Origin of the sequence: Paenibacillus sp. JJ-223 (assembly GCF_927798175.1) — a bacterium.
Taxonomy (GTDB): Bacteria; Bacillota; Bacilli; order Paenibacillales; family Paenibacillaceae; genus Paenibacillus; species Paenibacillus hubeiensis.
The window spans coordinates 85,510-109,508 of the sequence record NZ_CAKMMP010000020.1 but is presented as its reverse complement, the minus strand read 5'-3'; the positions used below and the strand labels follow the sequence as shown (position 1 = coordinate 109,508).

The window sequence follows — 23,999 nt, the reverse complement described above, 5'->3', positions numbered from 1 at the left end:
TGAAATTAATGACAGCCGTTGTAGTTATTCAGGCTCGGATGGGCTCAACTCGTCTACCTGGCAAAGTGATGAGAAAGATTTATGGGAAAACTATTCTTCGGCATGTAGTGGACAGGATTACTTCTACAAAAGGCATAAACGAAATTGTAATAGCAACAACCGAGTCAGCATTAGATGATGTTATTGTCAATGAAGCAAAAGCAATCGGCGTTAATGTGTTTAGAGGCAACGAGAATGATGTCCTTGATCGATATTATAAAGCAGCCTCTTCTTATAAGGCTGATACCGTTATTCGTGTTACGTCGGATTGTCCACTAATCGATAGTGAAATACTGTCATCCATGATTTCGCATTACAAAAGTACGAATTTTGATTATGTTAGCAACACTATCAAGAGAACTTTCCCTCGAGGGCTGGACGCTGAGATATTTTCTTTTAAATCTTTGGAAGAAGCCTTTTACAATGCCTCTTCCCCAGCCTTTAGGGAGCATGTTACACCATATATATATAATAATAGAGGTGATTTTAAGATTTATGATTATCTTAATCCAGTAGACTATTCTAAATATCGTTGGACACTTGATACTATAGAGGATTGGCATTTAATAGAGAAAATATATCATGAGCTATACGAATCCAAACAAATTTACTATTGGAAAAATATCCTATCCCTGATTGAAAAAAAACCGGAATTGCATCATATAAACATGCATGTTGAGCAAAAAAAGGTGTTGGAATAAAAATGAGAATCTTTATAAGAGCTGATGCTTCGAAAAGTATTGGTACTGGACACTTAATGCGATGCTTGTCTTTGTGTGAGGAGTTATCCCGCTACAGTGAAAGTATTATTTTTCTTTTTAAAGAGCTCACTGAGTATCTGAAAGAATCGATAATGAAAAAAGGATTTCGTTTGTTACAGTTAGTGTCCACGTATCCTTCGGGATCTGAGGAAGATGCAGAACAAACTATTGCTCAATTATTCGATAAATTCGGCTCTGTGGAAAATGACTGGATCATTATAGATAATTACTGTATAGATCATGTTTGGGAAAGAAAAGTAAAGGCATTATTTCGTAAAACGATAATTATTGATGATTTGGCTAATAGAGAGCATGATTGTGACGTGCTGATCGATACCAATCTACATGAAGGTAATGAGACTAAATATGATGGTCTTTTGCAAAACGATACGCTTAAACTGCTAGGCCCTAAATATGCACTGCTTAGGAGCGAATTTAAAGAAACAATAAAGAATATTGATTTCTTTGAGTACAAAAGCAAGGTTGAAAGAATTTTCGTGTGTTTTGGCGGGACAGATCCTACTAGCGAAACATTGAAAGTAGTAAATGTGCTAAGTTCTCTGGCAACGAGAAAAAATTTTATAGTCAATATCGTTGTTGGAGAATCTAATACTGATATTAAATTAATAGATAAAAAATGTGATGAAATAGAAAAATTCAATCTTTTTGTACAACCAAAATCTATCGCAGCCATAATGGGTGATTCTGACATAGCAATATGTTCAGGGGGGTCTTTAACTTGGGAAAGATATTGTATGGGGTTACCTGGACTTATAGTTACGGTTGCTGAGAATCAGGTTAGCATAGCTAAACAATGCGAACGGATTGGCATTGATAATTATCTTGGTAAATCAAGTGAAATTACAGAGACTAGTTTATTAGAATGTATAGAGGGAACTTTGAATGAAGAGTTTGGAATTATAGAAAGAAAAAATAAAGCCCGTTCTATTGTTGATGGTCTAGGAGTTACAAGAGTGGCAAATATTCTTTTTGAAAGGGACACAAAGTAAAAATGGATATACTGTGGCTTGGACCTAAAAATGAGGTTATTGAAAAAAAGCTGTTTGAAGAGCACCACGACACTCTTACTTTTTATGAAGACAGGTTATATAAAGATAGCGAGATACTAAAAGGAAAAGATTTTGTAGTAAGCTTCGGTTATCGATATATTATCCCAATGGACGTAATTAATCTGCTCAATAAAAGGATAATAAACTTGCATATTTCTTATCTTCCCTGGAATAAAGGAGCCGATCCGAATTTCTGGAGTATAGTCGAAGGAACAAAAAAAGGCGTTACGATTCACTATATTGATGAAGGTTTAGATACAGGAGATATTATTGCTCAAAAAGAGGTTGCTTTGGAACCCTCTGATACTTTGAGGACGAGTTATACGAAATTAGTATATGAAATAGAGAGGCTCTTTTTGGAGAAATGGGAAGATATTCGAATCAACCGCATCTCGGTGAAGCCTCAAAATAAGTCAGAAGGCAGTTTCCATTATAAGAAGGACATTAAACTTTATGAAGATTATTTAATAAAAGGTTGGGATACCCCTATTCAACAATTAATTGGCTTAGCTAATAAGCGAACAAATATAAAGCAAGGAGAGGGAAAATGAAACCAATATCCATATCTAATCGGCTTATTTCAACAGAGGTGCCACCCTTTATAATAGCCGAGATGTCGGGAAACCATAATAAATCACTTGATAGAGCCATTCGAATTGTAGAAGAAGCAGCAAAAGCCGGAGTTGATGCCATTAAATTGCAGACGTATACTCCTGATACTATGACATTGGATTTAGATCGTGGGGATTTCTTTATTAACGAAGAGAATAGTTTATGGAAAGGTCAGTCCCTGTACCAACTCTATAATGAAGCATACACTCCTTGGGAATGGCATGAGGCTATTTTCAAAAGATGCGCGGAGTTAGGACTTATTGTCTTCAGTTCACCATTTGATCATAGTGCTGTGGATTTCCTTGAGAAACTTAACGCCCCTGCTTATAAGATAGCTTCCTTTGAAAATACTGATCTACCGCTTATCCGAAAGGTTGCAGCGTTAGGTAAACCCCTTATTATTTCAACAGGTATGGCTTCCGTGGCTGATTTGGATGAGACAGTAAAAACTGTGAAGGAACAGCAAAACGAACAGTTGATACTGTTAAAATGTACAAGCACGTATCCTGCATCTCCAGAACACACAAACTTGGCCACTATACCTCATATGAGGGATCTTTTTGGTTGTGAAGTAGGGTTGTCAGATCACACACAGGGAATAGGTGCCGCTGTTGCAAGTATCGTGTTTGGTGCGACAGTGATTGAGAAACACTTCACACTATCAAGAGCCGATGGAGGAGTCGACTCGGCTTTCTCGTTAGAGCCAGAAGAAATGAAACAACTGGTTCAAGAATCCAAAAGAGCCTGGAAGGCATTAGGTGGTATTCGTTATGGGGCTTCTGAAACAGAGAAAGATTCCATGAAATTCAGACGTTCGATTTATACCTCTGAAGAGGTTAAAGCTGGTGAACAGCTTTCTTCAAGTAATGTAAGAATAATTAGACCGGGTTATGGCCTTGCACCTAAATACTATGATTTCTTGATTGGTAAGAGGGTGAACCGAGATATTCCTAAAGGAACACCATTAAATTGGGATTTTATTAGTTAAGAAAGTAACGCACAATAGTTGGAGGTAAATTAAAATGGCACATAATATTTTGTTAACGGGTGGCGCTGGTTTTATTGGACGTTGGGTGGCAAAGCGTCTATTGGAAGAAGGCCATTCTGTATGGATTCTGGATGACTTGTCCAATGGTCGCGCTTCGAATATTGCGGAGTTTGAGAATCATCCTAACTTGAAAGCTTTTATCGAAGGGACCATTCTGGATGAGAACTTGTTGAGCGATTTGTTTGACAAACACCAATTCTCGATTTGTTATCATTTGGGAGCCTCCATTAATGTACAGGATTCGATTGACGATCCCCGGACTACCTTTAATAATGATACGGTTGGAACCTTCTACATCCTTGAACAATGCCGTAAACATCACACCAAAGTAGTGTTTATGAGTACATGTATGGTATATGATCGTTGCGCTGATGAAAAGGGGATCGATGAGCTGCATCCAACCAAACCGGCTTCTCCGTACGCGGGAGCCAAGATTGGCGCTGAAAACATGGTTCTCTCCTATTATTATGCTTATGGCTTGCCTACTGTGGTCATCCGTCCGTTCAATACGTACGGTCCTTTTCAGAAAACGGGTGGGGAGGGTGGCGTAGTGGCCATCTTCATCAAAAATGAACTGGATGGTAAAACGCTGAACATTTACGGTTCCGGTACGCAGACGCGCGATTTGCTGTATGTCGAGGATTGTGCCCGTTTTGTGGTGGCCGCGGGATTCAGCGACGCCGTAAACGGTGAGGTAGTAAATGCAGGATTAGGTAGAGATATCTCGGTGAATGACTTGGCTCAACTCATAGCTAAGGACCCAAAAAAAATCAAACATGTGGAGCACATTCATCCCCAAAGCGAAATTGAGAAGCTGCTCTGTAATTCAGCAAAGGCGAAAAAACTGCTTGACTGGGAACCTGAGGTGTCCCTTGAAGAAGGAATTGCCCGCACAACACAGTGGATTGCACAAGGTGGTCTTCAATAGGAGGGGAATACATGAGCGAATCATTTCAGCCCAGATCCAGTATGCTTCCATATGGTCAGCAGTGGCTGGATGAAACGGATATTGAATCCGTCATCGATGTATTGAGAAGCAATTTTCTGACGCAAGGGCCTGCGATCCAGGCCTTCGAACAAAAAGTAGCCGACTATGTTGGGTCCAAGTATGGTGTGGCCTTCACCAATGGAACAGCCGCACTGCATGGCGCTTGTTTTGCGGCCGGAATTGGGGTGGGTGACGAAGTCATAACGACTCCGCTGACATTTCTGGCAAGCAGCAATTGCGTGCTTTATCAAGGCGGAACCCCGGTGTTCTGTGATATCAACCTAGAAACATATAATATAGATCCGAATGAATTGGAAGGAAAAATCACACCTAACACCAAAGCGATTATCGCTGTTGATTTTGCAGGCCAACCTGCCGAAATGGACCGAATCTCCGAAATAGCCCGAAAACATGGGCTTATTGTGATCGAAGATGCGGCCCATTCGCTTGGAGCTGATTATGATGGTCGTAAAGTGGGAACATGGGCGGATATGACGATGTTTAGCTTTCATCCCGTTAAACATGTAACGACGGGAGAAGGCGGATTAATCGTCACGGATAATGAGGAATTTTATCGAAAGTTAATTCAATTCCGGAGTCACGGCATGACGCGTAATCCGGATGAAATGACCAGAAACGACGGTCCATGGTATTACGAGATGCAATCGCTGGGTTACAATTATCGGATGACCGATATTCAGGCAGCATTAGGCGTATCCCAGATGGACAAGCTGGATCGTTTTGTTCAAAGACGCAGGGAGATTGTTGAGGTTTATAACAGGGAACTTGCGGGTATTCCAGGACTTATCTTACCGTATCAGCATCCCAAGGCCAATTCCAGCTGGCATCTATATGTTGTTCGTTTCCTTCTCGAATTTTCCAAACATAGTCGGAGGGAAATTTTCGAGAAATTAAGAAGTCTCAACATAGGCGTGAATGTGCATTACATTCCAGTATATTTGCAACCTTATTACGAGAAATTAGGTTATCAAAAAGGATTGTGTCTGAACGCTGAGAGATATTATGAGACTGCGATCACGCTTCCGTTATTCCCTAAGATGACAGACGATGACGTCTGGTATGTTATTAGTGCAATTAAAGCTCTCAGTAATAAATCAGAGATCCAGTTACCTTACGCTACTACAAGTGAGTAAATTGATTCTGTAAAACACAAATATTATGTTGGTGGTTTATACAGCTACTGGACAGAACCAAACCAAGCCTTTGTTGACTTCGATTCAACAGAGGCTTGGTCTCATTTTTTACTTGGTGGGAAGGTTGATTTCTCCAAGAGTTATCTATTCAATTTTTCATAAACAGATTTTATTTTTGTGGAATCAGCAGCCCATGCTTCTTCATTAGTACTGACGTAAAGTCTATAGAAGTCAGGATCAGACATAAATTGAAAAGCTCTTTTAAATATTTCTGCTGTATCTACATCCGTTTTGCTGTAGTATGCGTTAATCGATAAGTTGGTCAGAAACAATGTTTTTATACAAAGTTTCAGGTACATAAGTCTATGAAAGTTGAAATTTTCTTGAGAGATTTGCATTTCTTTTATGATTTTCGCGAATCCCTCGTGTTGCTCCAGCCGTCCCTCAATTGTAGCATAGTGAGTAATTTCAACTTTGCTATTCTCAAGTGCCATTTGTGAAAAACTCGTTTTTTCTGCTAAACCTGCTTGAATGAGAACAACAGACGTGCTGATCACGGCTCCATATTGAGCCAGTAATAGTTCCCAATACATGTGTGGGTAATAATAACATACCTTGTTATCCAGGTTGTTTTTTATATAATCAATACCTTGGTGCTGCTTAAGTAACTTATTGTTTAGTGTAAATCCCGATATATAGTTGGAGGTGAGCATGAATTCTTCCAAAGCCGCTGAACCTGCTGCCTTCATGGCATCCGTTAACTGGGAATGATTGGAGACGGATGGTTTCAGTAAGGCCAGCGTGTCAGATGATTCGTCAAGCTGCTTCATGATCAGATGTAGCGATTGAAGATCGATTAAATCTTCATCACTAAGCAACATGATGAATTTCCCAGTTGCCATTTCGCACACTTTGCAGCAGTTTACCGCAAACCCTTGGTTCTCCTCAAATTCATAATATTTTATCCGCGAATCTTCTAATTCTTTGATTTTAGCATAGGAGCTTTTTGTATCATTTTCAGTTCCGTTGTTGGATAAAACGAACTCGATTTCTTCATCATAATACGATTTCATTAATGCCAGGATATTCTCGTAAGCACGGTTTCCGCGATTGTAGCTTGGAATGCAAATGCTTAATAAAATATGTGAGCCATCTCGATTTTCTTTTGAAAGCCTAAATTTATGCCACTGATCGATATAGTTTTCTACTGATTCTTGGTTTCGGGTAAGGTCAATAATATTTCTTGGCAGCCTTGTACCGGGGTCAGAAAAATAAAAGTCTAGTTGACTTATATCGTCAGTAACTACCACATCTGAAATTACTGTACGATCCAGAAGATGGCCTTGTAAGCAAGAGAGAAATTTGCCTATTTCATTCACGACCAGATAGCTTTTTTTGTTAATATTTTTGATGGCTTGAATACATGTTAAAGTGTTGCTCCAGTTCCAATTGACCATGACTAAATAATCAGCTAAGGCATCAACGGTTGGAAGCTTCTGTAGACTTTCATATTCGAATAAGACAACCCGTTCTTCTATTCTTCTGTTCTTTTTGTTATATAGATAAAATTCATTCTCTGTTCCTGTGGGAAGCATCCAGTAAGGGAGATCTTGGAATGAAGGGATGGCCTTCAGATGAAGCTTATTGTCTGATTGAAGAAACTGAATATTCTCTGCATAATTTCTTTCAAATTCCGGAATGTTTGGTTCTATAAATGCAGCCCACAAGAAGGATTCCATCTCTTCTGATGGGTATCCATACTCCTGGGCTTTAATTAGCATAGTATAGAAATATCCGTATTCAGATACTCTGAACAAAAAATCAGCAAATGAACTATAAATCGTGGCGGCTAGACTTGTATCTATTATTAAAATGTTCTTTTCTACCTCAACGATAAGCGAGTCATACTCACGGAAGGTGTCATCTGCACGCCCCATGTTAATGAGTTCTTGGATGTCCATTAATTTTTGCTCTAATCGCTTGGCCAGCTCAGGTGATTCCGTGTTTTTCATATGCATGTGCTCCTAAGTGTAATATATTTTTTAAAGTGACTAATCAAATTAAAAATATGCTCTAATTAATTTAACGGTTTTTGTCGTTAAATTAATTAGTGGTTTGAATTTATAGGTCCTTGCTTATACTCGAAATTTGTGTAAATTGCAGTCATAGTTTTGCATTAGACTATGTCGTTCTACATTAATTAAATCGAGGATGAGGGCTAAGATGGTAAGGGGTGTGCAGATGATTGATCAAGGAAAGATTGTTTTTATAAAGGAAACTGAGGGATATGGTGTCGTTGCTTCTAAAATCAATGAGTATACGATTGAAATCTATCCATTCACCTTCAATCCTCCAAACACATATGACGAAAAATATATAATTGAAATAACCTTGTCCATATTTGAACAATCGGTGTTTCTAGATGTTCGGAATAAAGATGTAATGAAGCCTGCTAGTCTCGTGACGATTGGCGAACTGGATACTTCCTATCTCGAAAAGATCACCAGGCTTGAAATACTCTTAAAGGTAGAAAACTTTTACGATCAGTTCCATGCTGGCCGGGACAAAGTCTTTGATCCGGATACATCCTCAGTCTCATATGGCGGACGTGTCTATGATGAACGGGAAATGAGAAGTCTTGTCGACTCTTCTCTGGATTTTTGGTTAACCGCGGGCCGGTACAATAAACAATTTGAGCAAGAGTATGCCCAATTTCTAGGAGTCAGATATGCGCTGCTGACCAACTCTGGTTCCTCCGCTAATCTATTAGCTTTCTCTGCACTTACCTCGCCCAAATTGAAAGATCGTCAGATCAAGCCTGGAGATGAGGTGATTACGGTAGCGGCAGGGTTTCCAACGACAGTAACCCCTATTGTTCAGAATGGTGCAGTTCCAGTATTTGTAGATGTAGATTTAGGCACCTATAATATTTTGGTTGATCGGATTGAGGCTGCGATTACTCCTAAGACGAAGGCGATCATGATAGCTCATACGATGGGGAACCCCTTCGAGCTTGACCAAGTGATGGAGATTGCCTCCAAGTATAATTTATGGGTTATTGAAGATAACTGTGATGCTCTCGGGTCCACTTTTAAAGGTAAATTGACAGGAACTCATGGACATATTGGCACGTCCAGCTTTTATCCACCTCATCATATGACGATGGGAGAGGGTGGAGCGGTATATACGAATAATGCGCTGTTAAAGTCCATTGTTGAGTCGTTCAGAGATTGGGGAAGAGATTGCTGGTGCCCTTCCGGCTGTGACAATACCTGCAATAAACGCTTCGGATGGGAGCTAGGTTCGTTACCTTACGGGTATGATCATAAATACACATATTCGCATATTGGTTATAATCTTCGAGTAACTGAGATGCAGGCGGCGATCGGGGTGGAGCAGCTGAAAAAGGTTCCACGGTTTACTCAAGCTCGCAAAAATAACTTTAATCGCCTTTTGGAAGGACTCAAGGATCTGGAAGAATTCTTTATCCTTCCAAGAGCTACGAGAGATTCGGACCCAAGTTGGTTTGGATTTATATTAACGGTCCGTGATGGTGTGAAGTTTACCAAAAATGAAATTGTGGCTCATTTAGAAGCTCATCGTATTCAGACGCGAATGCTGTTTGCAGGCAACCTCACACGTCAGCCAGCATTTCAACAAGTCAATTACCGAGTTAGTGGGGGCCTAACGAATACAGATAAAATCATGCACGATACATTTCTGATAGGAGTCTATCCAGGACTGACAGAAGAAAAGATAGACTACATGATAAACACCATTCGGGGGTTTGTACTGGAGAAAAAATAGATTCGGAGGATTAAATATGAAGGTAGTCATTTTGGCTGGAGGATACGGTACTCGAATTAGCGAGGAATCTCATCTTAAACCGAAGCCCATGATTGAGATCGGGGAAAGACCAATTTTATGGCATATAATGAAGCATTATTCCTACTATGGATATAATGATTTTGTCATATGTCTGGGATATAAAGGCTACTATATTAAAGAGTATTTTGCGCATTACTTTTTGCATGAATCCGACGTTACCTTTGATTTTAAAAATAATAGTCAATTGGTTACACACACTCACACAGCTGAGCCCTGGAAGGTAACTTTGGCTAATACAGGCATAGATACGATGACAGGTGGACGGGTCAAAAGAATACAAAAGTATATTGGGAACGAACCTTTTATGCTGACTTATGGAGATGGTGTCTCTAATGTAAATATTGCTGAACTGGTAGAGCAGCATAAGATGCGCGGGCGATTGGCTACGGTGACAACAGTCCAACCTAGCGGACGCTTCGGAGCCCTTGATATTGATGGAAACAATGAGGTAAGGGGATTTCAGGAGAAGCCTGCTGGTGACGGTTCTTGGATTAACGCTGGTTTCTTTGTCCTACAGCCCGAGGTATTCGATTATATTGATGGAGACGATACTTTTTTTGAGAAGGAGCCGCTTGAGCAGCTTGCACGGGATGGTGAACTGGTCGGCTATAAGCATGATGGGTTTTGGCATCCGATGGATACTTTGCGCGATAAAAATTACTTAGAAGAACTGTGGAGAACAGGTGCGCCTTGGAAAATATGGGAATCCAATAAGATGGGAATGGTAAAGTGATGGCGGAGCATCATCCATTTTGGAACGGGAAAAAGGTTTTTATTACAGGCCATACCGGATTTAAGGGCTCCTGGCTTAGTCTTTGGTTATCTTCATTAGGAGCGAGGGTGACCGGTTATGCTCTCTCCCCTCTTGATAACCATAGTTTGTTTCATGTGGCAGAGATCGAGAGTACGCTTGAGCGGAGCATTAGTGGTGATATTAGAGACGGTGCCCATTTTACGAAATCCATGCTGGAGGCGGAGCCGGAGATCGTATTTCATTTGGCAGCTCAGCCGTTAGTTAGGGAATCATACCGTAATCCTGTGGATACGTACATGACGAATGTGATGGGGACAGTGCATTTGTATGAGGCGAGTCGAGAAAGTAGTACGGTAAAGGCTGTTGTTAATGTCACGACAGATAAATGTTATGAAAATAAAGAGTGGGTGTGGGGGTATCGCGAAGATGAGCCATTAGGAGGATATGACCCATATTCAAGCAGTAAAGCATGTTCTGAATTAATCACCTCAGCATACCGCAATTCTTTTTTTAATAAGGGCGGGAAAGGATCAGAGATTGCATTGGCTTCAGCGAGAGCTGGCAATGTCATCGGTGGAGGCGATTGGGCCGAAGATCGTCTCGTGCCTGATATTATCAGATCTTTGCTGAAGGGAACTGATATTATAATTCGCAATCCCCAATCAATACGCCCGTGGCAGCATGTATTAGAACCGCTTAGCGGCTATATAGAGCTGGCAGAGCGGTTGTATAGGGGAGAAGCGGTCGCGGAAGCATGGAATTTTGGCCCTGATGATGCGGATGTGCAGACCGTTGAATGGATTGTGAGATCCTTCTGCAGCAAGTGGAGAGAACCGTCAAAATATGTAATTCAACCAGAGACAACATTACATGAGGCTCACCAATTAAAATTGGACTGTTCAAAAGCTAAGGCATACCTAGAGTGGCGCCCGCGTTGGAATTTGGAGCAGGCAATAGATAAGATTATCGAATGGACTTTGGCATATGAGCGCAATGAACGGATGAAAACTGTCTGTCTGAGACAAATTGAAGAATATACACAGAGTCGCTAAAGGTGGACGCGTAATATGGAAATACTCTTAACGGGAGCTACAGGATTTGTAGGAAGCCATGTGCTCGAAGCGTTGCTGGATCAGGGACATAAGGTCTCTATTATAACAAGAGGCTCATCCGATCTCTACAGAGTCCGTACTAGACTACATGAGGTAGAACAAGTGTATAATATGGATCATGATGATTTGGAATCTATTTTTCAAACCAAGCATTTTGAAACTATTATTCATACGGCTACCTCTTATGGCCGCAATCAACTATTAAGTGAACAATTAGAGGCCAATATCCAATATCCCATTCGATTACTTGAATTAGGGTCCAAATATCAAGCTACAGCATTTATAAATACGGATACTTTTTTTGCTAAAGAACAACATCGTTCATATACCTACTTGGATAGTTATAGCAAGAGTAAAAAGTTCATGGATGGTATGGCGAAGGCATATGCAGCCTCTCATCCGATAAAATACGTAAATATGAGATTGGAGCATGTGTACGGCCCGAAGGATCAGAAGAATAAGTTTATAAGCGCTACGATTCGGGCGTTGCTTCAGGAGGCATCGTTACAGCTCACGCCGGGAGAACAAAAAAGGGATTTTGTCTACGTGAAAGATGTGGCGAAGGCGTATACAACCGTGCTCGATCATTTGGACACTTTGTCAGATACAACAGAATTTGAGATTGGTAGGGGGTTTAGTACCTCCATTCGAGAGTTTGTGGAGTTGGCGCATCGGCTTACCGTTTCATCGACAACTCTGGATTTCGGTTCATTATCATACCGCGAAGGCGAAATCATGGACTCTTATGCGAATCATAAAGAATTGCTTGCATTAGGTTGGAAGGCAGATACGGACCTCTTTGCGGGGATTTCAGCGATCATAGAGAGTTTGATCGAAGAACCAAAATACTAACACTTTTAAGAAATTATCGAATATTGTTTCGCTTTCCTAAATTGTGGGTTATTCTTCATTGAGTGTGCAGTTCAATGCAATGTTTCGACAGAAGTCCACATATCCATTACATTTTATTACAAAAAAACATTTGCATTACCAATTGACAATGGATAAGTTTGGATGGTATAGTCTGAGTTGTGAGCTAGGTTTTCGAGCTGAGGCTTCACTTCATTTGATGACGAAGGGAATGTTAGTGCATGCAAGGTAAAGTAAAATGGTTCAACGCAGAAAAAGGTTACGGTTTCATCGAAACTGAAGACGGCGGCGACGTATTCGTACACTTCTCCGCAATTCAATCCGAAGGCTTCAAAACTTTGGAAGAAGGTCAATCCGTTGAATTCGACATCGTCGAAGGCGCGCGTGGACCGCAAGCAGCTAACGTAATCAAATTATAATCATCCGGGCGATTCCGACCTACATACATGGTTTGATGGTTACCGAATTGAATTAACGCTAGCGTAGGACTCTGGCACAGGCCAGGGTCTTTTTTTGTTGTCAACGGAAGTCGCACGAATCAGCGAGAGCTTGCGATCATAGATTGGCCTTCTCTTTGTGCCACAGCGATTGGTACAGCGAAAAAACGGTTAATTTACATACTCAAGCGCCGTTTCAAAAAAATCTTTATATATCAAGGATAACGCCTAAAAATGGCGAGAAATCGCGAAATATGGCGATTGGCCTATGCTGGAAGAACTGGCTCGTGCAGATGTCATTATTCGGACACCCGGAGTTTTTACATGGCGCTTACATTCGTGGTATAATGAAGGAGCAAAGGAAAAGGAGGAGTGCCCTATGAATTTAAGTATTCGAGGTCAACAAATCGAGGTTACCGATGCTTTGAGAGATTACGTCGACAAAAAATTGAGCAGACTCGAGAAGTATTTCGATGCACCCCTTAACTCTGACGGTACGGTTACTTTAAGTACGACCAGAGGTTTGCATGCGGTGGAAGTAACGATTCCTTTGAAAGGTCTGGTGCTCCGCGCCGAAGACAAGAGCGATGACATGTACGCTTCCATTGACGCTGTCATTGACAAGCTGGAACGTCAGATTCGCAAACATAAAACGAAATTGAACCGCAAGTTCCGCCAGGACAGCGGCCTGAAAAACTTCTTTGTGGAGGATCCCACCGGAACCGCGGCTACAGCCGAGCTGGATGCCGAAGTGGACGACGATCTGGAAGTGGTCCGGACGAAGCGTTTCATGCTGAAGCCGATGGATGTGGAAGAAGCCATTCTGCAGATGAACATGGTCGGCCACAATTTCTTTGTTTTCTCCAACATTGAGAATGAAGAGGTTAGTGTCGTGTACAAACGGAATGATGGAAAATACGGTTTGATCGAGCAAGGATAATGGGCTTGTTTCAAACGCTTGCGGTATGAAATGAATACTTAATTTAATACGTACTTGAACATGGGGAATCTTTGATTCCTGGATCCGATATAACAAGAGCCTACATCCAATCGGGATGGGGCTCTTTTGGTTTTGGATTTTCCTAGGAGGAGTGGAAAAAGTTTCGGATGCCGTTTAGTGAAACTATTCCCTATGCTGCTGCGTCTAATACATGGATAGGATATTATCTCAGGTTTGCGAGTAGCATACCTAATTTGATCCAGTTTTCCTGCAAAATTCCTCATACGGAGGACGTTTTGATGTGAATGCGCTTATGAAGGCGAACGCTTCGGCTAACGGCTATGATTTTTTGCACTATTCTCCACCCAAAGGAGCGGCGAAAGATCAAAGAAGTCGGCTGTGCCGTGTTGCGGCGTCTCTTACAAACTGTTACAATTTATGAAAGAGAATCATTGTCCTGATGGGGAATTGTCAACGAATGATCACCAATCATTATCAATGACAGGCACAGCACCATGAACATGATTCGTCCGGCTTGGATTCCGGATTCATTTTGGATGGGCCCGGGTCCGGTTGAATACCGAATCGGCTTCATGAGGGACCCTTGCAAGCCTGGAGTTGATTCATCTCATAGTATTTGTATTACATTGTCACCCCCGGGCAAGTGGATGATATCATCCGAAGATGCCGCTGTGCGGCAACAGGGGGGCTATTCTGTTTTGCACGAAAGGGGTATACCATGCTAGGACTTGTCAAAAAGATCTTCGGAGACATGAATGAACGCGATGTTAAACGTCTGATGAAGACGGTCGACGTCATTAATAAAATGGAACCGGAATTTCAGGCTCTCTCCGATGAGCAGCTGAAGGGGAAAACAGAGGAATTCCGTGCCCGGATCGAAAAGGGAGAAACGACGGATGAGCTTCTGCCGGAAGCATTTGCTACCGTGCGTGAGGCATCTCGCCGTGTGCTCGGCAAACGCCACTATGACGTACAGATGCTTGGCGGTATTGCGCTGCACGAAGGCCGGATTGCCGAGATGAAAACGGGTGAAGGTAAAACGCTGGTAGGAACGCTGCCGGTGTATTTGAATGCACTGGAATCCAAGGGCGCGCACGTCGTGACGGTCAACGATTATCTGGCTCAACGCGACAGTGCCGAAATGGGACAAATTTACGAATTCCTGGGCATGACCGTCGGGGTCAACCTGAGCGGCATGGACCATGCTCTTAAGCAGCACGCATATGCTTGCGATATTACGTACGGAACGAACAACGAATTCGGTTTCGACTATTTGCGCGATAACATGGTGCTCTACAAAGAACAAATGGTACAACGTCCATTGTTCTTCTGTATCATTGACGAAGTGGACTCCATCCTGATCGACGAAGCGCGTACGCCGCTGATTATCTCCGGACAAGCCCAGAAGTCGACCGACCTGTATTACGCAGCGGACCGTTTCGTGAAACGTCTGACGCCGGAAGAGGATTTTACCGTAGATATCAAGGTGAAATCCGTAGCTTTGACCGAAGCGGGTGTTGCAAAATCCGAGAAAGCGTTCGGCATTGAAAACCTGTACGACCATGCCAACGTAACACTGAACCACCATATCGTGCAGGCGCTGAAAGCCAATGTCATCATGCGCAGGGACGTAGACTATGTGGTAAGCGACGAGGAAGTCATGATCGTTGACGAGTTCACGGGCCGCCTGATGTCCGGACGCCGCTACAGCGATGGCCTGCACCAAGCGATCGAGGCCAAAGAGGGCATCGAGGTACAGAACGAGAGCATGACGCTTGCAACGATTACGTTCCAGAACTATTTCCGGATGTACCGCAAGCTGGCGGGTATGACGGGTACGGCCAAAACGGAAGAAGAAGAGTTCAAGAAGATTTACGGGCTTGAAGTATTGCAAATTCCGACGAACCGTCCGAACAAACGGATCGACAACGCCGACGTCGTCTACAAAAGCGTTGACGGCAAATTCAAAGCCGTGGTGGAAGAGATCGTGGAACGCCATGCGAAAAAACAGCCGGTTCTCGTCGGTACGGTGTCCATCGAGAACTCCGAGCGCATCTCGGACATGCTGAAACGCCGCGGCGTGCGTCACCAGGTATTGAACGCCAAGTACCATGCGGAAGAGGCCGAAATCATCTCCGGCGCGGGCCAGGCGGGCGCGGTAACGATCGCGACCAACATGGCCGGACGGGGGACGGACATCATCCTGGGCGAAGGCGTGGCCGAGCTCGGGGGCCTTCATATCATCGGTACGGAACGCCACGAATCGCGCCGGATCGATAATCAGCTTCGCGGACGCGCGGGACGTCAGGGCGACCCTGGTTCCACGCAGTTCTATCTGTCGATGGGCGACGAACTGATGAAGCGTTTTGGCGCAGACAACGTACTGAACATGATGGAGCGCCTGGGCTTTGACGAAGACCAGCCGATCGAAAGCCGCATGATTACCCGTGCGGTAGAGTCGGCGCAGAAGCGCGTTGAAGGCAACAACTTCGACGTCCGCAAAGTCGTTCTCCAGTACGATGACGTCATGAACCAGCAGCGTGAGATCATTTACAAACAGCGCCGCGAGGTGCTCGAATCCGACAATATCAAACAAATCGTCATGGATATGATCAAACCGTCCATCGAGCGTATTGTCGAAGCGCACTGCAGCGACGAAATTCCGGAGAACTGGGAGCTGCAGGAAGTGGCCGACTACATGAACAGCAAATTGCTGGATGACGGCGCCGTGACCAAGGATGATCTGTGGGGCAAAGAAGCGGAAGAGATCGTCGAGTATCTCTTCGACAAAGTAGAGAAGAAATACAACGCCCGTGAAGAACGAATCGGACCTGAAATGGTACGCGAGTTCGAAAAAGTGGTTGTGCTTCGTGCGGTCGACAGCAAATGGATGGACCACATCGATGCGATGGATCAGCTTCGCCAAGGGATTCACTTGCGTGCGTATGGCGGTACCGATCCGCTGCGCGAGTACCAATTCGAAGGTTTCGAAATGTTCCATCAGATGATCGCTTCGATCCAGGAAGAAGTGGCCACATACGTAATGCGGGCGCAAATCGAGAGCAATCAGGAGCGTCAGGCAGTCGTGGACGAGAGCAAAATCTCTACCAGCGGCGAGCCAGCCGAGAAACGCCCGGTGCGCGTAGCCGATCAAGTGGGACGCAACGATCTGTGCCCATGCGGCAGCGGCAAAAAGTACAAACATTGCCATGGCCAAGAATAGGAAATAATATATAGTCAGGACACATGGCTCCTTGCAGCCGGGGATTTCATAGGATAACCTATGGGTTCCTCGGTTGCCGGGAGCTTACTTTAATGAAAAGAGGAATTGCACATGATTGATCCAAGCGTAAAGCATGACCTGCGTGAAATCAGCAAGAAACTAACAAACCTTAGGGGGTCTCTTTGACTTAGATCTCAAAAAGGAAATGATTGAGAACTTCGAAGAGAAAATGTCTGCGCCCGATTTCTGGGACGATAATGAAAAAGCGCAATCCGTCATCGCCGAAATGAATGCGGTCAAGGGTTCGGTAGACCAATACAACAAGCTGCAGCAGGATTATGATGATGCGGCCATGATGGTCGAGCTGGCTGAAGAAGAGGGCGACGATGATCTCGCGGCCGAGGTAAGCGGCAGCGTAGCCGCCATTGTGGAAAAGCTGGAACAATTCGAGCTCCAACTGCTGCTGAACCAGCCATACGACAAAATGAACGCCATATTGGAGCTGCATCCGGGTGCCGGCGGTACCGAGTCTCAGGACTGGGGCCAGATGCTGCTGAGAATGTATACGCGGTGGGCCGAGAAACGCGGTTTCAAGGTCGAAGTGCTCGATTATTTGCCGGGTGACGAGGCAGGCATCAAGAGCGTTACGCTTTCGATCAAGGGGCACAATGCCTACGGATATCTGAAAGCGGAGAAAGGCGTGCATCGTTTGGTGCGCATCTCGCCGTTCGACTCCTCCGGCCGTCGCCATACTTCCTTCGTATCCTGCGACGTCGTGCCAGAGATCGATGATACGGTCGAGATCGACATCCGGACGGAAGATCTCAAGATCGATACCTACCGCGCGAGCGGCGCGGGTGGACAGCACATCAATACGACGGACTCGGCAGTACGGATTACGCATATCCCGACAGGCGTCGTTGTAACGTGCCAGAACGAGCGTTCACAGATCAAAAACCGCGAGCGGGCCATGACGATGCTCCGTTCGAAGCTGTATGAGCGTAAAATTGAAGAGCAGCAAAAAGAGCTGGATGAAATCCGAGGGGAACAGTCGGATATTGCATGGGGAAGCCAGATTCGCTCCTACGTGTTCCATCCCTATAGTATGGTAAAGGATCACCGTACTTCTGTGGAAACGGGAAATACCGGAGCGGTAATGGACGGCGACCTCGATGCATTCATCGATGGTTATTTGCGCAGCCAAATTAAAGTGGAAACCGATTAATCGAGTTCCTGTATGGACTGGATACGTGTAGGCGTATGCTGGTCTATGCAGGAGCTTTTTTTGTGCGCGCACGATGCAGCCGGATGTTCCCCTTCAGAAAGGGGAATCCAAAAAATCTGGGGATAACAGCGATCGGAAGATGGTACAGCGCACGCAGTGGCCTAATGTGAATGATTATTGCGGTTTATATAACTTGAATACAAACCTCTAAACATCATGGGTATTCCCCGTATCGGCGGGATGGCATATATAGCACTATGGACAACAAAAGGAGAGCAAGATGACATGCAGGAACAACCGCATTTGCAGTACAACCGCAAGAAAAGAATGACGAACTTTATTCCCTTGAACGGCCCCTGGCGGACCGCTATGGATACGGCCTTGATTATCGTGGGATCGTTTTTGATCGCCGTGGCCTTCAATCTGTTTTTACTGCCGAACCAGATCGCTTCGGGCGGCGTGTCGGGCATCTCCATTCTGGGGAAAGAGTGGCTTGGCCTGGAACCGGCGTACACCCAGTGGGCGCTGAACATCCCGCTCCTGATCGCGGGGTTCGTGCTGATCGGCAAACAGTATGGCGTCCGTTCCGTGCTCGGCAGCATCGTACTGCCGCTCTTCGTGTATTTGACGAAGGATTGGGCGGTGCCAACGATGAATCCGCTGCTCGGTTCATTATACGGGGGGATCGGCGCGGGACTGGGAATCGGGATCGTATACCGCGGCCGGGGATCGACGGGCGGCATGAGCATCATGGCTCGCATCGTGCAGAAATACAGCGGACTCAGTTATTCGATTTGCGTCGTAATCATGGATGCAACGGTGATCATTTTGGCGGGCTTTGTGCTGTCGCTGGAACAGTCGCTCTATGCCCTCATCGGTCTGTATATTACCGGCAAAGTGATTGATGGCGTCGAAATGGGTTTTGGCAGCTCCAAGGTCGCATACATCATCTCTAACGAGATCGAACCGATCACACAGATTATTCTCGCCGATCTGGATCGTGGCTTGACCAAGCTGGAAGCACGGGGAGGTTATACGGATAACCAGCGGACGGTGCTGATGGTCGTGGTTGGACAGAGCGAGGTGCCGAGACTTAAAGCGTTGATCAGGTCCGTGGACCCGGGGGCTTTTGTCATTATCAGCAATGCGCATGAGGTGCTTGGCGAAGGTTTCAAACGGGAGCATGTTTAATCGTCACAGGCAGAGTGTACTCAGTCAAAAAAATACGATATCGGTTGCTCGAACAGGACAATGTGATATTCAAAGAAAAGCAGGAAATCCTCCAGTTCATCAGACTGGGATTCCCTGCTTTTTGCATTTTACAGAATCGGAGAGAGCAGCCGCGAGATGGCTTCTTTAAAGCGAATGACGATGCTGCGCCGATTGTATTCGTCCATCGTCATTTCCCGGGATACTTTCAGATCGTGTTCGAACGTGTTCGCCAGTTTGGAGGCGATGCCTTCATCGTACATGAAGGCATTGACCTCAAAGTTCAGGCGGAAGCTGCGATAGTCGATGTTCGCCGTTCCCACGGATGCGACCATGCGGTCAATGATGAGCGTTTTGGCATGGATGAAGCCGTTGTCGTAAACGAATGCTTTGGCCCCCACTTTGAGCAGCTCGCCGATGTAGGATAACGTGGCCCAATATACAAAGGCGTGGTCGGGCTTGTTCGGGATCAAGATCCGCACGTCAATGCCCGACAGGCAGGCAAGGCGAATGGATTCGAACACGCTCGCGTCCGGAATGAAATACGGCGTCTGGATCATGATGGATTGTTTGGCCCCGTTAATCATTTTCAGGTAACTGTTCTTAATGTGCTCGATCTCGGCATCAGGACCGCTGGACACAATTTGCATGGCCGTGGATCCCGTACCCTGGATTTTCGGGAAATGTTCGGGCACGTAAGGCGTGTCATGCTGTTTGGATGCTTCGTTCCAATCGAGCAGGAACCGGGTCTGGAGCGCGTGAACGGCATTCCCCTGAATGCGCAGGTGTGTGTCGCGCCAATAGCCGAATTTGGAGTTTAACCCCAAATATTCGTCGCCGACATTGAACCCGCCCGTGTATCCGAGATTGCCGTCAATGATGACGATTTTACGATGATTGCGATAGTTCATGCGCAGGTTGATGAGGCTGAATTTGGATGGGAAAAAGACTTCCACCAAACCTCCCGCTTCGCGGAGCTCTTTGAAAAAACGGTTTGAGACCCTGCGCGAGCCAAGCGCGTCGTACAGGACTCGGACCTTAATGCCTTGCCTCGCTTTGCGGATGAGGGCATCGCGGATTTTTTTGCCCAGGCGGTCGCCTCTATAGATGTAATATTGCACGTGGACATGGTCTTGGGCCGCCTCGATATCGCTCAGCAAACGTTGGAACTTATCCATGCCGTCCGTAATGATTTCGACGTCATTGTCCTCCGTCAGGAGCGCGCCGTTCTGCTTCAGGTTCATGTAGATCATGTCCTGATGGCTTTCGGTGGCCGTGTTGAGGAAAGGCCCTCGGTGGTCTTTCAGCTGCTCCAGCTGGGCGGAGATGCGTTCCTCCAAACCGAGCTTTTTGCGTTCTTTCCACTGGAACAGCCTGTAACGGGTCAGATTCTGGCCAGTTAATAAATATAGTACGAATCCGAGCACTGGAATAAAGTTGAGGACGAGCAGCCAAGCCCAGGATGCGCTGGCATCCTTCCGTTCGAAGAAGACGACGGCTGCTGCAAAAATGATGTTCAGGCCCAGAAGTACGATAAGCAAGATGGATTCGATGTGCACTGTAGCCCTCCGTGATTCAAAATAGATGTCATCTATATAAATCGCATTAATCATTCACACTAGGGCACTGCGAGTGCAGGACCATCTTCCGATCGCTGTTATCCCCAGATTTCATGGATTCCCCTTTTCTAAGGAAAAATCCGGTGAACAGCCTATGCTTCCGAAGCAGCTTTCTTTCAGAAAGCTTTTAGGCGAACGCTTCGCTTCTCCAGATTGGTTCTGCCTCTCCGTTAACGTGTGTATGTATTTTGCGATTTATATAGTTATTGCCGAGCGGCAAAATTGGCCACGTAATCTTTGTATGTAATGTGGCCTCATACTACGTATTTTAGCAGAAGTGACGTGGTTCGTCCGCAGATATTGGAAAGATATGTTTCGAGCTGAAAGAGAAAGCATGTGAAATTCATGGCAGAGTGTTGTATTTATATAAATGTGGATGTATAATAATACACAAATATGCATAGAAGCGACGGATAGGCGCGCCGATTGACTTTAAGGTAATCGGGAAACGAAGCGCGACATAGACTATACGGCGTATGCAGCGGGATTGGGGGAGCGAGAGTGAATAGCAAATTGAAAGTGGCAATCGTCGGTTCCACCGGCTACGGCGGGGTGGAACTGATTCGTTTTTTACAACATCATCCAAATGTTGAGATTACGTCCGTGATCTCATCATCCAGCAGCGGCGAATCCATCGCGGATGGATTCCCGCATCTGACGGGGGTTGTGCGAAGGCCGCTCGACGGCGTTGATCCGGCCGAGATTGCGACACGCGCTGATTTGGTATTCACTGCGACTCCATCCGGAGTAAGCGCCAAGCTTGTGCCGAGCCTGCTTGAGGTTGGACTGAAAGTCATCGATCTTTCGGGCGATTTCCGGTTGAAAGACGGAGCATCCTACGAACAGTGGTACAAACACCCTGCTGCGCCGGCGGCATTGTTGGAAGAAGCGGTATACGGCATGGCTGAAGTGTTCGGCGATCAGGTGAAGGATCGGAATTTCATTTCCAATCCGGGGTGTTACCCGACGGCTACGCTGCTGGGACTGATTCCGGCAGTGGAAGCAGGCTGGATCGATCCGTCCACCATCATCATCGATGCGAAATCCGGCGTATCCGGTGCGGGAAGAGGCATTGGACTTCCTCATCATTATGCCGAGATGAACGAAAACTTCAGGGTCTACAAGCTGAACAAACACCAGCACATTCCGGAGATTGAGCAAGTTCTTGGCCTGATTGCCGGAAAGCCGGTAACGGTGACGTTCACGACGCATCTTGTACCGATGACGCGCGGGATCATGAGCACGATGTATGCGAGCCTTACCGGGGAACATACGGACCGCGAAATGGTAGACTTGTATCGCAAATACTATGAGAACCGGCCTTTCGTCCGCGTTCGGGAGCCAGGCATCTGGCCTGCGACGAAAGAAGTGTACGGCTCGAACTACTGCGATATCGGATTTTCGGCAGACCCTCGCACAGGCAGACTGACGATTATTTCCGTCATCGACAACCTGGTCAAAGGGGCTTCCGGGCAAGCCATTCAAAATATGAATCTGATGATGGGATGGGAGGAGAACCTCGGACTGAACATGACGCCTGTATATCCATAAGAAATGGGCACGCAAGGAGTGCATCGGTTCAAGCTGCCGGTCACTCCCGGTCCTGTTTCATCGGGGTAGCGGTTCATGAAAGCGGCGGAGGTCGGCATGCAGCCGAACGCCTGACGGGGGATAACATATGGGAACAAATGTGGAACAACAGGCTTTTGCCGTCATTAAGAACGGAACAATCGTAACCCCGCGCGGGTTCGCTGCTGGCGGATTGCACTGCGGGCTGAAAAAAACATCGCGCAACGATATCGGCGCCATTCGCTGCGACGTGCCGGCGGCTGCGGCTGCGGTATATACAACGAATGTATTCCAGGCAGCCCCGCTCAAGGTCACTCGCGAAAGTCTCGTGAACGGCCGCCTGCAAGCGGTGGTAGTGAACAGCGGCAATGCGAATGCTTGCACGGGGCAGCAGGGCGAGGACGATGCGTACGCCATGCGCGCTGCGGCTGCACGCGAGCTGGGCGTAGCCGAGGACGATGTTGCCGTGGCATCGACGGGTGTCATTGGCGAATTGCTGAAAATGGACGCGGTGCATGCAGGCATTGCCGCATTGCCAGCAAACCTGGGCGTGGATGCGGAGCAGGCGGAACAATTTTCCCAAGCGATCCTGACCACGGATCTGGTGAAAAAGGAAGCTTGCGTATCCGTTGAAGTAAACGGCAAAACGGTAACGATTGCGGGCGCGGCCAAAGGCTCGGGCATGATCCACCCGAACATGGCGACGATGCTTGCTTTTATGACCACGGATGCGGCCATCGGTTCGGAGGCCTTGCACCAATTGCTGCGTCAGACGACCAACCGCACGTTCAACATGATTACCGTGGACGGGGACACGAGCACGAACGATATGCTGGTGGCCTTGGCCAGCGGATTGGCCGACAATGAAGAGCTGACGCCTGAGCATGCCGACTGGGAAGCTTTTGCGGCTGGATTCATTTATGTGTGCGAAGTGCTGGCCAAAGCGATCGCCCGAGACGGCGAAGGCGCCACGAAACTGGTGGAAGTCCAAGTAACCGGGGCAGTTAGCGATGACTCCGCACAGGCGATCGCCAAGACCGTGATCGGGTCCAGCCTGGTGAAGTCCGCCATGTTCGGCGCCGATGCCAACTGGGGGCGCATTATCGCGGCTGTAGGGCGTGCAGGCCAGCCTGTTAACCCGAATACGGTGGACATCCGTTTGGGTGACATTTCGGTGCTGAAGCAGTCCAGTCCGGTAGTTTTCGATGAAGAGGCGGCGCTGGCCTACCTGCAAGGCGATACCGTTCGCATCGTGGTCGACTTGAACCATGGCGAAGGTTCCGCCATCGCATGGGGCTGCGACTTGACTTACGACTATGTACGAATCAATGCGGCATACCGCACATAATAGAGCATTTGGATAGGTTGAACTAGACATTTACATGACCACGTAGTGTCTCCGTGTAAAAATCATTGGTTCAATGTTAATTCATCAGTGAAAGGGGTGGCGTCATGAGTTC

The 23,999-nt window shown here is 46.0% G+C and carries 19 protein-coding genes; 17 read left to right on the top strand and 2 right to left on the bottom strand.

Features of this window, described 5'->3' with window-relative positions; all coding sequences use genetic code 11:
- Positions 1-8 precede the first annotated feature (8 nt).
- The 6 genes from L6H98_RS27675 to pseC are packed head-to-tail and all read left to right on the top strand — an operon-like array spanning position 9 to position 5,672.
- The gene (locus L6H98_RS27675; protein WP_236420924.1) at positions 9-740 is read left to right on the top strand and encodes a glycosyltransferase family protein; all 732 of its coding nucleotides are present in this window, start codon (positions 9-11) and stop codon (positions 738-740) included.
- A gap of 2 nt (positions 741-742) precedes the next feature.
- Complete coding sequence (gene pseG, locus L6H98_RS27670; RefSeq protein ID WP_236420923.1) at positions 743-1,810, top strand: UDP-2,4-diacetamido-2,4,6-trideoxy-beta-L-altropyranose hydrolase; 1,068 nt, start codon at positions 743-745, stop codon at positions 1,808-1,810.
- Positions 1,811-1,812: 2 nt separating this feature from the next.
- Positions 1,813-2,421, top strand: coding sequence for a formyltransferase family protein (locus L6H98_RS27665; protein ID WP_236420922.1), 609 nt, complete (start codon positions 1,813-1,815; stop codon positions 2,419-2,421).
- The gene (pseI, locus tag L6H98_RS27660) at positions 2,418-3,470 is read left to right on the top strand and encodes a pseudaminic acid synthase (RefSeq protein WP_236420921.1); all 1,053 of its coding nucleotides are present in this window, start codon (positions 2,418-2,420) and stop codon (positions 3,468-3,470) included. The genes L6H98_RS27665 and pseI overlap by 4 nt, the downstream gene beginning before the upstream one ends.
- A 34-nt stretch (positions 3,471-3,504) precedes the next feature.
- Complete coding sequence (locus tag L6H98_RS27655) at positions 3,505-4,458, top strand: GDP-mannose 4,6-dehydratase (RefSeq protein WP_236420920.1); 954 nt, start codon at positions 3,505-3,507, stop codon at positions 4,456-4,458.
- A gap of 11 nt (positions 4,459-4,469) precedes the next feature.
- Positions 4,470-5,672 carry a UDP-4-amino-4,6-dideoxy-N-acetyl-beta-L-altrosamine transaminase gene (gene pseC / locus L6H98_RS27650; RefSeq protein ID WP_236420919.1) on the top strand — a complete coding sequence of 401 codons (1,203 nt, stop codon included), beginning with the start codon at positions 4,470-4,472 and terminating at the stop codon, positions 5,670-5,672.
- Positions 5,673-5,812: 140 nt separating this feature from the next.
- On the opposite strand, the gene L6H98_RS27645 is transcribed toward pseC, so the two are convergent.
- The gene (locus L6H98_RS27645) at positions 5,813-7,684 is read right to left on the bottom strand and encodes a glycosyltransferase (RefSeq protein ID WP_236420918.1); all 1,872 of its coding nucleotides are present in this window, start codon (positions 7,682-7,684) and stop codon (positions 5,813-5,815) included.
- Between the two features lie 229 nt (positions 7,685-7,913).
- Here L6H98_RS27645 and rfbH point away from each other — a divergent pair, with 229 nt between their 5' ends.
- The 9 genes from rfbH (at position 7,914) to L6H98_RS27600 (ending at position 19,333) form a co-directional block, all read left to right on the top strand.
- A complete protein-coding gene (gene rfbH / locus L6H98_RS27640) occupies positions 7,914-9,479 on the top strand; it encodes a lipopolysaccharide biosynthesis protein RfbH (RefSeq protein WP_236420917.1) in 1,566 nt (521 codons plus the stop codon).
- 16 nt (positions 9,480-9,495) lie between these two features.
- On the top strand, positions 9,496-10,293 hold the full coding sequence (gene rfbF / locus L6H98_RS27635) for a glucose-1-phosphate cytidylyltransferase (protein ID WP_236420916.1): 798 nt from the start codon (positions 9,496-9,498) through the stop codon (positions 10,291-10,293).
- Positions 10,293-11,366, top strand: coding sequence for a CDP-glucose 4,6-dehydratase (gene rfbG, locus L6H98_RS27630; RefSeq protein ID WP_236420915.1), 1,074 nt, complete (start codon positions 10,293-10,295; stop codon positions 11,364-11,366). Before rfbF ends, rfbG begins: the two co-directional genes overlap by 1 nt.
- A 15-nt stretch (positions 11,367-11,381) precedes the next feature.
- A complete protein-coding gene (locus tag L6H98_RS27625; RefSeq protein WP_236420914.1) occupies positions 11,382-12,278 on the top strand; it encodes an NAD-dependent epimerase/dehydratase family protein in 897 nt (298 codons plus the stop codon).
- Positions 12,279-12,517: 239 nt separating this feature from the next.
- Positions 12,518-12,715 (top strand): cold shock domain-containing protein, encoded by a 198-nt coding sequence (locus L6H98_RS27620; RefSeq protein ID WP_024631599.1) that lies wholly within the window; start codon positions 12,518-12,520, stop codon positions 12,713-12,715.
- 397 nt (positions 12,716-13,112) lie between these two features.
- Positions 13,113-13,673, top strand: coding sequence for a ribosome-associated translation inhibitor RaiA (gene raiA / locus L6H98_RS27615; RefSeq protein WP_236420913.1), 561 nt, complete (start codon positions 13,113-13,115; stop codon positions 13,671-13,673).
- Between the two features lie 739 nt (positions 13,674-14,412).
- Positions 14,413-16,917 carry a preprotein translocase subunit SecA gene (gene secA, locus L6H98_RS27610; protein ID WP_236420912.1) on the top strand — a complete coding sequence of 835 codons (2,505 nt, stop codon included), beginning with the start codon at positions 14,413-14,415 and terminating at the stop codon, positions 16,915-16,917.
- A gap of 111 nt (positions 16,918-17,028) precedes the next feature.
- A protein-coding gene (gene prfB / locus L6H98_RS27605) for a peptide chain release factor 2 (protein WP_236420911.1) occupies positions 17,029-18,142 on the top strand; the annotation gives its coding sequence in 2 pieces (ribosomal slippage) (positions 17,029-17,100 and positions 17,102-18,142; 1,113 coding nt in all).
- A gap of 327 nt (positions 18,143-18,469) precedes the next feature.
- Positions 18,470-19,333, top strand: a complete 864-nt coding sequence (locus tag L6H98_RS27600) for a YitT family protein (protein ID WP_236420948.1) — start codon at positions 18,470-18,472, stop codon at positions 19,331-19,333.
- 128 nt (positions 19,334-19,461) lie between these two features.
- Here L6H98_RS27600 and cls read toward each other — a convergent pair whose 3' ends face one another.
- The gene (gene cls, locus L6H98_RS27595; RefSeq protein ID WP_236420910.1) at positions 19,462-20,910 is read right to left on the bottom strand and encodes a cardiolipin synthase; all 1,449 of its coding nucleotides are present in this window, start codon (positions 20,908-20,910) and stop codon (positions 19,462-19,464) included.
- 561 nt (positions 20,911-21,471) lie between these two features.
- Here cls and argC point away from each other — a divergent pair.
- Together argC and argJ are read left to right on the top strand one after the other, a co-directional pair.
- The gene (gene argC / locus L6H98_RS27590) at positions 21,472-22,521 is read left to right on the top strand and encodes an N-acetyl-gamma-glutamyl-phosphate reductase (RefSeq protein ID WP_236420909.1); all 1,050 of its coding nucleotides are present in this window, start codon (positions 21,472-21,474) and stop codon (positions 22,519-22,521) included.
- A 127-nt stretch (positions 22,522-22,648) separates the two neighbouring features.
- Positions 22,649-23,887 carry a bifunctional glutamate N-acetyltransferase/amino-acid acetyltransferase ArgJ gene (argJ, locus tag L6H98_RS27585; protein WP_236420908.1) on the top strand — a complete coding sequence of 413 codons (1,239 nt, stop codon included), beginning with the start codon at positions 22,649-22,651 and terminating at the stop codon, positions 23,885-23,887.
- The last annotated feature ends 112 nt before the right edge of the window (positions 23,888-23,999 follow it).